At 62.7% G+C, this 10,976-nt stretch carries 9 protein-coding genes; 7 read left to right on the forward strand and 2 right to left on the reverse strand.

Annotated features, from left to right (window positions below; translation table 11 throughout):
• Window positions 1-315: 315 nt before the first annotated feature.
• Window positions 316-1,572: a KasA/KasB family beta-ketoacyl-ACP synthase gene (locus B4383_RS23220; protein WP_078293757.1), complete on the reverse strand. Its 1,257-nt coding sequence runs from the start codon at window positions 1,570-1,572 to the stop codon at window positions 316-318.
• 368 nt (window positions 1,573-1,940) lie between these two features.
• Here B4383_RS23220 and B4383_RS23225 point away from each other — a divergent pair, with 368 nt between their 5' ends.
• The 5 genes from B4383_RS23225 (at window position 1,941) to B4383_RS23245 (ending at window position 7,274) form a co-directional block, all read left to right on the forward strand.
• The gene (locus B4383_RS23225) at window positions 1,941-2,861 is read left to right on the forward strand and encodes a class I SAM-dependent methyltransferase (RefSeq protein WP_078293759.1); all 921 of its coding nucleotides are present in this window, start codon (window positions 1,941-1,943) and stop codon (window positions 2,859-2,861) included.
• A complete protein-coding gene (locus B4383_RS23230) occupies window positions 2,858-3,808 on the forward strand; it encodes an SAM-dependent methyltransferase (RefSeq protein WP_078293762.1) in 951 nt (316 codons plus the stop codon). The genes B4383_RS23225 and B4383_RS23230 overlap by 4 nt, the downstream gene beginning before the upstream one ends.
• A gap of 156 nt (window positions 3,809-3,964) precedes the next feature.
• Window positions 3,965-5,383: an aldehyde dehydrogenase family protein gene (locus B4383_RS23235; protein WP_078293764.1), complete on the forward strand. Its 1,419-nt coding sequence runs from the start codon at window positions 3,965-3,967 to the stop codon at window positions 5,381-5,383.
• Between the two features lie 65 nt (window positions 5,384-5,448).
• On the forward strand, window positions 5,449-6,315 hold the full coding sequence (locus B4383_RS23240; protein ID WP_078293766.1) for an SDR family oxidoreductase: 867 nt from the start codon (window positions 5,449-5,451) through the stop codon (window positions 6,313-6,315).
• A complete protein-coding gene (locus B4383_RS23245; protein ID WP_078293768.1) occupies window positions 6,312-7,274 on the forward strand; it encodes an NADPH:quinone oxidoreductase family protein in 963 nt (320 codons plus the stop codon). The genes B4383_RS23240 and B4383_RS23245 overlap by 4 nt, the downstream gene beginning before the upstream one ends.
• 129 nt (window positions 7,275-7,403) lie before the next feature.
• On the opposite strand, the gene B4383_RS23250 is transcribed toward B4383_RS23245, so the two are convergent.
• A complete protein-coding gene (locus B4383_RS23250) occupies window positions 7,404-9,164 on the reverse strand; it encodes a GMC family oxidoreductase (protein ID WP_078293770.1) in 1,761 nt (586 codons plus the stop codon).
• Between the two features lie 169 nt (window positions 9,165-9,333).
• Between B4383_RS23250 and B4383_RS23255 the strand changes: the two genes are divergently transcribed.
• Window positions 9,334-9,945, forward strand: a complete 612-nt coding sequence (locus B4383_RS23255) for a TetR family transcriptional regulator (protein ID WP_078293773.1) — start codon at window positions 9,334-9,336, stop codon at window positions 9,943-9,945.
• 346 nt (window positions 9,946-10,291) lie between these two features.
• On the forward strand, window positions 10,292-10,976 hold a 685-nt coding region (locus tag B4383_RS23260), incomplete at its 3' end, for a fatty acid desaturase (RefSeq protein ID WP_217700191.1).

Consider the following 10,976-nt stretch of genomic DNA (forward strand, 5'->3'; position numbering starts at 1 on the left):
TGTCGGGGGCAGTGTCCGTCAGCGTTGCGTCGCCTTCCATTTTCCCTACCAGTCATTGGATTCGTCCCAGTCCTCGGTCTTGGCGAAATGCGGGGCTGGTTCCTGGTCTTCTTCGTCTGCGTTCCCCTCGCGTCCTGAATCTGGATTCAGGAAAGCGTAGCGTCGTTGTACGGGCCTGAGGCGAGGTACGTTGCCAGGATTTCAAATGTGCACTGCGTGCGTGGTCTCGCCCCGTCCAACGCAGACGCGCCGCCTAGCCGCGGAATCGTGCGATACGAATCCGCGGCCAGACGGCGTGTCAGGGAAAGAAGTGGATCAGTACTTGCCGAGGGCGATCGCCACGTTGTGGCCACCGAACCCGAACGAGTTGTTGATCGCGTACTTGTAGTCGCCCTTGCGGGGCTCCTTGCTGACGACGTCGAGTTCGATCTCCGGATCGGGCGTCTCATAGTTGAGGGTGGGCGGAATGATGCCCTCCTGCAACGACTTCACCGTGATGACAGCTTCGACGGCACCGACCGCACCCACCGAGTGCCCGAGGGCGCCCTTGGGTGCGTAGACCGCGGCGTGGTGCAAGTTCGAGTTATGGATGGCCCTGCCCTCAGCGACATCTCCCACGCTCGTTGCGGTGGCATGGGCGTTGACGTGGTCGATGTCCTTGGCGTCCAGTCCGGCGGTCTCTAGGGCACGGTCCATCGCCTTGGCCGCGCCGATGCCGTCCGGATGCGGTGCCACTACGTGGAAACCGTCCGACGTGATGCCCGCACCGAGAAGCCGGGCGTAAATCCGCGCTCCCCGGGCCTTGGCGTGTTCCTCGGTCTCGATGACCATGAGTGCCGCGCCCTCGCCGAAGACGAAGCCGGTGCGATTCTTGTCGAACGGACGCGAGGCACCTGCGGGGTTGTCGTTGTCGGTCGACATCACGATGCGCATGTTGGCGAACGCGGCGATCGGGACCGCCTCGATAGCCGCCTCGACGCCGCCGCAGATGGCGATATCGGCATCGCCGTAGGCGATCTGACGCCACGCGTGCGCAATGCCCTCGTTGCCCGACGCGCATGCCGATACCGGCGTGATGACACCGCCGCGGGCCTTGCGCTCCAGTCCGATGACGGCGGCCGCTCCGTTGGGCATGAACATCTGAACAGCTAGAGGCGAAACGACTTTCGTGCCCTTGGCGCGCATCTCGTCGTAGGCCTCGACCATCTTCTCGGCGCCGCCGAGGCCAGTGCCGACCGACACCGCAAGACGTTCCAGGTCGACGTCGGGGGCCCCGGCGTCCTCCCAGACCTGGCGGCCCAGGATCGCTGCCAAGCGCTGGACATAGGACAGGCGACGGTGCTCGATTTTCGTCATGTCTTTGTCGAAGTCGCGGACCTTGAGGTGCCCGCCGATCTTCACCGGCAGGTCGTAGTGGGCGACGAAGTCGTCTTCGAGGGTGCGGATGCCGCTCTCGCCGGCGAGCAGTCCCTTCCAGGTGCCCTCGACATCCGGTGCGATCGACGTCGTCATGGCCATGCCGGTCACGACGATGTTCGGAAAGCCGCCATTTGCGGTAGATGGTTTGGTCATTATTGACATCCCCCCGTGGACATGTACGTGGCAAGCACGTTCTATCCCCTTTCGAACTTCATCTGAGCTATCTCTTGGACCGGATTTTAGTAAGCCCTCCGCCAGCGAACTTCGCCAGGGTGGGTTATCAAACGGATTCGATGATGAACCCTATGCCAGATCCGTGTACGAACTGCATAAATTGACCAAGTGTGTCTGGGCGGTTGACGTTCTGCAGCACAGCCTATCCAAAGTGGCGGGCAAATGAACGCATGATGCGGCTATCTGGGCGCAACGCGGGGGGATGTGACCCGCCGCATAATGCTGGCCACCGTTGGAGATCTGTAGCATTGCTCACTATTGCGTCTAGTTGCCTTGAGAGGAGCCGCATGCGGGTCGATGGGGACACCTGGGACATCACCTCCAGCGTGGGTGCGACCGCTCTCGGGGTGGCGGCCGCACGCGCTACCGAGACACTGCGCGCCGACGCGCTCATCCGCGATCCGTTCGCGCAGATACTGGTCGACGCGACCGGTAGATCGACAGGCTGGGAGCGGTTGGCGACCGGCGACATCGAGTGGCCGGATCCCGAGGCGGGCCGGATTTACGGCCGGATGGTCGACTACCAGGCCACGCGCACCAGTTTCTTCGACGCCTACTTCCTGGCCGCGACCGCGGCGGGCGTCCGGCAGATCGTCATCCTGGCTTCGGGGCTGGACTCCCGCGCGTACCGTCTCGACTGGCCGGCCGGCACCACTGTGTTCGAGATCGACCAACCCCAGGTTCTGGAGTTCAAGGCCTCCGCCCTCGCCGCCCATCAACCGAAGGCGCAGCGACGTGGCGTGGCTATCGATCTCCGCGAGGACTGGCCGGCCGCGCTGCGTGAGGCCGGGTTCGATTCCGCGCAACCGACCGCGTGGCTTGCCGAAGGCCTGTTGCCGTATCTGCCCGCCGACGCTCAAGACAGCCTTTTCGTGAACATCGGTGTGTTGAGCGCCCCAGGCAGTCGCATTGCCGTGGAGGGATACGAGGGAAAACTGGTTCTGGACGAGAGCGACGAGGAGGCGGCCCGCCGGGAGCAGGTGCGTGCCGCATTCAAGACCGCCGTCGATGTGGATGTGACGATCGAGAACTTGATTTACGAGGACGAGAACCGGGCCGACCCCGCGGAATGGCTTGGGGCACAAGGATGGTCGGTGACCAAGACGGACGCGCACGACGAGATGGCGCGGCTGGGCAGACCGGTGCCCGAGGATATCGAGCAGCAGGGGACGTTCCGCGGCCAGCTGATCCAGGGAGAGCTCCGGTGACCGACACGACCACCGCCCGTTCCGCCGATGACAGCTGGGACATCGCGAGCAGTGTGGGAGCCACCGCGGTGATGGTGGCCGCGGCGCGAGCGGCTGAAACCCGCAGTGACACGCCGCTTATCAAGGATCCGTTCGCGCAGCTCCTGGTCGAACGTGCGGGTGCCGGGTCTTGGTCGGTGATCGCGAGCGATGAGCTGCGCCAGCAGCTCGCCGAGCTGGACCCGGAAGCCGATCGCCTCATGCAGTACGCGGTGGACTACCAGGCCGTCCGGACGCGTTTCTTCGACGGATTCTTTGAACGGGCGTCGCGCGCGGGGATCACCCAGGTGGTGATCCTGGCCGCCGGCCTGGATTCTCGTGCGTACCGCCTGGGCTGGCCCGCCGGCACCACCGTGTACGAGATCGACCAGCCGCTCGTGCTGCAGTACAAGCGCCAAACGCTCGATGAGCACGATGTGCGTTCTGCCTGTCTTCGCCGTGAGGTGCCCGTCGATCTTCGGCAGGACTGGCCGGCGGCGTTGCAGCAGGAGGGATTCGACGTCGCATCGCCGACGGCATGGCTGGCCGAAGGCCTGCTCATGTATCTACCGACCGAGGCGCAGGACCGACTCTTCGAACTGATCGTGGATCAGAGCGCACCGGGCAGCAGGATCGCAGTGGAGGCTGTCGGACCGGACAACGCCAAGCGGCACGAGTTCCGCAGCAAGATGCGCGAACATTTCGACCGGGCCCGCAAGCTGGCGGGAATGGACGGAGAGTCCCTTGACGTCGGATCGCTGATGTACCACGACGAGAACCGCACCGATGTCCCCCAATGGCTCGCCGGGCGTGGGTGGACGGTTCGGGCGATTCCGGCCGAGGTGGAGATGTCGGATGCGGGCCGCCTGGCCTACAGCGAAGAGGACTTGCGCGGGAACACCCTGATAGAAGCCGAGCTCAAGGGCTGACGGAGCCCGGCCCTCGGGGGTGCGGGGTTCTCAGGTCCCAACCGGTTGGTTACCATCGGTGATACAGCTCACTTAGCTGCCGTCGCTCGTCCGTGTACGCGTGCGTGACCTGCGGAGATGTGCTCATTGATGAGCGTGCCATCGAGAGGAACGGATATGACCACCGAGATCTCTACGCCCGCCGACCGGGACGCCGCGTCCGAGCCCTCACGCATTCCGGGGATTGTCCGGGGCCTGCGCGAGACCTTCGCGACGGGCAGGACTCGCGAATACGATTGGCGCAAGGCGCAGCTCGTCGGTCTGGAGCGACTCTTCACCGAGAACGAGGCCGCGATTGCCACCGCGTTGCACGAGGACTTGGGGCGCTCCTCGGCCGAAGCCTGGATCGCCGATGTTGTCGGGTCGGTCGTCGAGGTCGTCTACGCCCGTAAGAATCTTCGGCGCTGGATGCGACGCAAGCGGGTGCGAGGTCTTCCGCTGGCCCAGCAGCCGGCCAAGGCATGGTCAGTACCCGAGCCGTACGGCACGGTGCTCGTCATCGGTGCGTGGAACTTCCCCCTGTACCTGACGCTCGGGCCTGTGGTGGGCGCACTGGCGGCGGGCAATACGGTGGCCATCAAGCCCTCGGAGATCGCGCCCGCTTCGTCGGCATTGATGGCCAAGCTCATTCCGCAGTACCTCGACCCGCACGCAGTGGCCGTCGTCGAGGGCGACGGTTCGGTGACGCAAGAACTGCTGGCGCAGGGTTTTGACAAGGCCCTGTTTACCGGTGGCACCGAGATCGGCAAGCGCATCCTGGAAGGCGCTGCGCAACACCTGACACCGGTCGCGCTGGAATTGGGTGGGAAGTCACCCGTCTACGTGGCCGCTGATGCCAACATCGAGGTCGCCGCGCGCCGCATCGGATACATGAAGGGCCTCAACTCGGGTCAGGTGTGTCTGGCTCCCGACTATGTCCTCGTCGACCCGGCGGTTCGCGATGAGCTGGTCGAGAAGATCACGGCCGCCTGGGCGGAGTTCCAGGCCGACAAGGAGTCCAAGGGACTGCGTGTGGTCAATCAGCGCCAGTTCGATCGCTTGGTGGGTTACCTGGCCGCCACCGAAGGAGAGGTTGCCACCGGCGGTGCCTCCGATGCTTCCGCGCTCACCATCGAGCCGACGATCGTGGTGGATCCGAGCGCGGACGAGCCGCTCATGCAGAACGAGATCTTCGGTCCGATCCTGCCGGTGCTGACGGCCGAGTCCCTTGACGACGCCATCGACTTCATCAATTCTCGACCAAAGCCGTTGGCGGCCTACGCCTTCACGGAGTCAAAGCGGATCGGCAACCGATTCATCGACGATGTACCTGCCGGTGGCACGGTGATCAATCACCTGCTCTACCACGCTGTTATCCCGAACCTGCCCTTTGGGGGTGTCGGTGCCAGCGGTATGGGTGCATATCACGGCAAGGCCGGCTTCGACGAGTTCAGCCACCTCAAGTCGACTCTGTACAAGAGCACCAAGATGGATCTCAAGCTGCCGTATCCGCCGTACCTGGAGAAGAACCTGAAGTTGATGAAAAAGCTTATGTAATAAAGCTTTTCGTTCTCCGCATTATTCAGCAACCCAATGAAGTGTCAAGTGAATAGGAGTTCTGCATGCCGGGAGTGCAAGACCGGGTAATTGTCGTGACCGGAGCCGGTGGGGGGCTGGGCCGCGAGTACGCGCGCACCCTCGCCAGTGAGGGCGCCTCGGTGGTTGTCAACGACTTGGGTGGTGCCCGCGACGGATCCGGCGCCGGGTCGGCGATGGCCGACAGCGTGGTCGACGAGATCAAGGCGGCCGGAGGCCGCGCGGTCGCCAACTATGACAGCGTCGCCACCGAAGAAGGTGCGGCCAACATCGTCAAGACCGCCCTCGACGAGTTCGGTGCCATTCACGGTGTGGTGAGTAACGCCGGCATCCTGCGGGATGGCACGTTCCACAAAATGACCTACGACAGTTGGCATGCGGTGCAACAGGTTCACCTGTACGGCGGATACAACATCACCCGCGCGGCGTGGCCGCATTTCCGCGAGCAGGGCTACGGCCGGATCGTGGTCGCCACCTCGACCAGCGGTTTGTTCGGCAACTTCGGTCAGGCCAACTACGGTGCGGCCAAGCTCGGCCTCGTCGGGCTCATCAACACCCTCGCGTTGGAGGGTGCCAAGTACAACATTCACTCCAACGCGATCGCTCCGATCGCTGCCACCCGCATGACGGCCGACATCGCCTCCGAAGCGGTGCTGGAGCAGCTGCCGCCGTCCTTCGTGGCGCCGGTCGTTGGATACCTGTGCACAGAGGAAAGCGCCGACAACGGTTCGGTTTTCGTGGTGGGCGGCGGCAAGGTGCAGCGCGTGGCGCTCTTTGAGAACGCCGGTGCCACCTTCGCCTCTCCGCCGACGGTCGACGAGGTCGCCGCGCGCTGGGGTGAGATCGAGGATCTCTCCACCGTTACCAAAGCCGGCCCCCCGTCACTCGCATGAAAGCGATACAGGCGCAGTCGTTATCGGGCCCGGAGGGCCTGGTATACACAGATGTCGAGGAACCGCGCGGTGACAATGTCGTCATCGTCGATGTCAAGGCCGCGGGGGTCTGCTTCCCCGACTATTTGATGACCAAGGGCGAATACCAGCTGAAGATGGAGCCCCCCTTCGTTCCGGGGATCGAGACTGCCGGCGTGGTGCGCTCGGCTCCCGAGGGTGCCGGGGTGAAACCCGGTGATCGGGTGATGGCCTTCAATTTCATTGGCGGATATGCCGAACGCGTCGCAGTGGGGCCTTCCAATGTGCTTCCTACGCCTCCCGAGTTGGACGATGCGGAGGCCGTAGCGCTCATCGCGAACTACCACACGATGTACTTCGCCTATGCCCGTCGCGGACACTTGCGTGCCGGTGAGACGGTGCTGGTGCTGGGTGCTGCCGGCGGTATCGGTACCGCGGCGATCCAGATTGCCAAGGGCATGGGCGCGAGGGTCATCGCCGTGGTCAACCGGACGGCCGCAACGGAATTCGTCTCCAGCGTGGGTGCGGATGTCGTGTTGCCGCTGGAAGAGGGCTGGGCCAAGGCTGTGCGCGACGCCACTGGCGGCGTGGGTGTCGACATGGTGGTCGACCCGATCGGTGGCCCCGCATTCGACGACGCGGTGCGCACGTTGGCCCCCGAAGGGCGCTTGCTGGTCGTTGGATTCGCCGCCGGCGGGATACCGACCATCAAGGTGAATCGGTTACTGCTGCGCAATGCGTCGTTGGTCGGTGTGGCCTGGGGCGAGTTCCTGCGCACGCACGCTGATTATCTGTACGAGACCCAGGCGGGGCTGGCCAAGCTCGTTACGGAGGGCATGCGTCCGCCCGTAAGCGCGCGTATTCCACTATCGGAAGGTCGTCAGGCGTTGCAGGACTTCGCCGACGGGAAGGTCTACGGGAAGATGGTGCTTATCCCGTGAGGAGCGAAACCGCCAAGATCTTCAACGGAATTGACGAAATCACTACCGGTGACCTGGAGCTAGTCATGGTGTGCCGTTCCGTATCTCGCTCTGCTTCAGGCCAATTTGCAATGAACTAATGGACTCAACTCACCCTGACATGCGGGGCTTCACCGGCGCCTTCGCAGTCGGGGTGATGGGTAGCCGCAGCGCACCGGGGGCGTCGACGGGCACCACCGGCGCAATGGGTTCTACTGCGTCGACTCGCCGATACGGTTGACCCGGTTCGGGCCGCGTATCCGCGTGTCCCTTGTTTGGCCAGAGGGAAGCGGCCCGCTCGGCTTGAGCGGCGATCGTCAAAGAGGGGTTGACACCGAGGTTTGCCGAGATGGCAGAGCCATCGACGACACTCAAAGTGGGGTGTCCGTGCGCCCGGTGGTACGGATCGATCACGCCAGACTCGGGATCCGCGCCGATCACGCAGCCGCCCAAGAAGTGTGCCGTCATCGGGACATTGAACACCTCGCCCCAGCTACCCGCGGGAAAGCCGCCGATCTTCTCGGCGATGCGGCGCGTGGCCTCGTTGCCGGCGGGGATCCACGTAGGGTTCGGCTGGCCGTGCCCTGGTTTGCTGGTCATCTTCCGGCCGCCGAACACACCTCGTTTGGTGTAGGTCGTGATCGAGTTGTCGAAAGTCTGCATGACCAGTGCGATGATTGTGCGTTCGCTCCAACCTTTGACGGCGAGGACCCGCATGAGAGCGAGCGGGTGCCGGATGGCTGTTCCGAGGAACCGTAACCACCGCGGCAGCTGACCGTCACCGTCAGTCATCAACGTCTGCAGCAAGCCCATGGCATTGGAGCCCTTGCCGTACCGAACTGGCTCGACATGGGTATCTGGCGACGGATGAAACGACGAGGTAATCGCTACACCTTGCGTGAGGTCGAGCGATTCGTCGACCCCGAAGCGGATCGCGCCGAGTATTGATTCGGAGTTGGTTCGGGTGAGCTTCCCGAGTTGATCTGAGAGCTCGGGAAGTCTGCCACGATCCTTGACCCGGTGCAGCAATCGTTGTGTCCCCCAAGTGCCAGCCGCCAGGACCACGTTGCGGGCGGTGAAGACCTTATGGCTCTTATATAGCCACGCCCCCGTTCGCACAGTGTGGACCTCCCACGTTCCGTCCGCGCGTTGGCGAAGGTCGGTGACTGTTGTCAGGGGGTGCAGCTTGGTGCCGGCCCGCTCGGCCAGGCCGAGGTAGTTCTTGACCAACGTGTTCTTTGCCCCGTGCCGGCAACCTGTCATGCACTCGCCGCATTCGATGCAGCCGGTGCGTTGAGGGCCGACCCCGCCGAAGTAGGGGTCTTCTGCGATTTTTCCCGGTTCGCCGAAATACACGCCGACAGGTGTCTGGACGAACGTGTCGCCTGCCCCCATGTCGTCCGCAACCTCCTTGACGATCCGATCGGCGGGCGTGAGGTGAGGATTTGTGACAACGCCGAGCATGCGTCGCGCCTGCTCGTAGAAAGGGGTGAGCTCGTCTTCCCAATCAGTGATGTCCGACCATTGCGGGTCGTTGAAGAACGAGCTTGTCGGCTTGTACAACGTGTTTGCGTAGTTCAGGGAGCCGCCACCGACGCCTGCACCGGCGAGAATCACACAGTCTCGCAACAAGTGGATCCGCTGAATCCCGTAGGCCCCTAGTTTGGGCGCCCATAGGAACTTCCGGATATCCCAGCTGGTCTTCGCGAAATCTCCATCGGCGAAGCGTCGGCCGGCCTCCAGCACACCTACCCGGTAACCCTTTTCGGTGAGCCGCAGTGCTGTGACACTTCCGCCAAATCCGGAACCGACGACCACGACGTCGTAGTCCTCGGCACTAGCCGCTACGCGCCTGGGGCTTGTGCGATTCATCTGGTATCGACCCCTGTCTTGGTGATCGGCTGTGACCGAGCTGGCGCTGCACACAGCATCAAGGGAGACGAATGCGCAGACCTGCGGACTATACAAATCTATCTAGATTGTTTCTGTTTTATACAGTTTGTATCATACTGTCAAGCAGGCGTCAGGGTACAGTGAGACTGTGTCAAAGCCGCACAGTTTCCGTGCAGAGGTCCAGTTGCTCCTTCGAGAGCGGATCCTCGACACGGCGCGCGATCTGGTAGTCGCGCACGGGTGGTCGGCAGTCAGCATGACTCGCTTGGCGCGTGTGGTTGGCGTGAGTCGAGCGAGCCTCTACGCGGAGATCGGCACCCGCGATGAGCTTGCGGCCGCGGTCATCGAGCGAGAGACAGACCGGTTCCTCAGCGGAGTGGTGTCTGGTATCCGGAATCATGCTGACGACATCGTTGAAGGCTTGGCGGAAGCGGCCGAATTTGTGCTTTCCTACGGTGACTCCAATCAATTGCTGCGCTCGATTCTCGGCCAGGGGGATCAGACCGAGGGACTGCTGCTCTCTCTGATCGCAGTAGACCCCGATACTGTTCTTGGACGCGCTTCGCGCAGCGTCAGCGACGAGATTTCGTCTCTGTCACAGGGCCTCGCCGAGGAACTTCGCCGGACGATTGTCGAGGTGTTCGTGCGGCTGATTGTGAGTCACCTCCTTCAGCCCAGTGGATCGCGTTCTCACGCTGTCGATCAGGTGCGCACGGTGGTCCGCGGACTTTTTGCTCTGCAGGCATCTCCAGCGAAGTAGCCTCACGCGATGGAGTAGGCCGCGCGCGCAGCCCCACGCCGAGTGAGCCGGTCGATCATCGGTGTCCAACCATGTGGCCAGGGTATGAGTGCGCCGCGGTCACCTGTGGTTGAACCAAGTCCAACCCAAGACGTATGGCATGTGGACGATCGGTCGGTCGTGCCCCGCCCGCCGCGGACCTTAGCGCGGGGCGGGTAGAACTCCTGCGAACCGAGGTTGCGTGGTGGCGGTGTTCTACCCCTGTCAACCGGATCAATGTGGCCCATGTCATCCAGACTATTGACAAATCATCACTATCTGTCAGGATCAATACAGATGATTTGATTTTGTCAGGATGGTGATGGAAATGATGGACCTGTCGAGCCAGAGCGAGCCTCGCACGCGTGTTCGCGGACTGCCGGACCCGGGTGAGCGAGTGCCGAAGTTGGCGCGGCCGACGTTGTGGCTCTACGTCGTTGCCCTCGCCGTCTTCGCTTTGGAAATGTACGGGTACTTTGTGGCGGGCTGGACTCCGTGGGTGACCGTTCCGATGGGCGCTGCAGTGACATTCATGATGTTCAGCGTCCTGCACGAGGCATCGCACCACGCGGTCAGCACCGGCTCACGTATCAACGATTTATTCGGGAACATTTCAGTACTGTTCGTGGTTCCATACACCTCGTTCAGGATGTTCAAGTTCATTCATATCGAGCACCATCTACATACGAATGAGCCGAAATCGATCGATCCTGATGCCTGGACCGAAGAGGGGCCCTGGTGGCAACTCCCTTTTCGTTGGGCGACGATTGACGTTTGGTACGTCATATTCTATTGTCGACGACTCCGCGAACGCCCCCGGCGCGAGCTTGTGGAGACCTTTTCGGCACTGGGGCTGTTCCTTTTTGCCTGTGTCGTGTTGGTGAACTCCGGACATGGATTTGAGTTACTCATGGCGTTTCTTATCCCGCAGCGCATCGGCCTAATCATCCTCGCGTGGTGGTTCGACTACCTCCCCCATAATGGATTGACAGTCACGCAGCGTGAGGATAAAT

This window comes from Mycobacterium sp. D16R24 (assembly GCF_002013385.1).
Lineage (GTDB): Bacteria > Actinomycetota > Actinomycetes > Mycobacteriales > Mycobacteriaceae > Mycobacterium.

Excerpts from the sequence above, each read along its gene's own strand:
- B4383_RS23220 (WP_078293757.1), bottom strand. The coding sequence starts at position 1,572 with ATGACCAAACCATCTACCGCAAATGGCGGCTTTCCGAACATCGTCGTG.
- B4383_RS23225 (WP_078293759.1), top strand. The coding sequence starts at position 1,941 with ATGCGGGTCGATGGGGACACCTGGGACATCACCTCCAGCGTGGGTGCG.
- B4383_RS23235 (WP_078293764.1), top strand. The coding sequence starts at position 3,965 with ATGACCACCGAGATCTCTACGCCCGCCGACCGGGACGCCGCGTCCGAG.
- B4383_RS23240 (WP_078293766.1), top strand. The coding sequence starts at position 5,449 with ATGCCGGGAGTGCAAGACCGGGTAATTGTCGTGACCGGAGCCGGTGGG.
- B4383_RS23245 (WP_078293768.1), top strand. The coding sequence starts at position 6,312 with ATGAAAGCGATACAGGCGCAGTCGTTATCGGGCCCGGAGGGCCTGGTA.
- B4383_RS23250 (WP_078293770.1), bottom strand. The coding sequence starts at position 9,164 with ATGAATCGCACAAGCCCCAGGCGCGTAGCGGCTAGTGCCGAGGACTAC.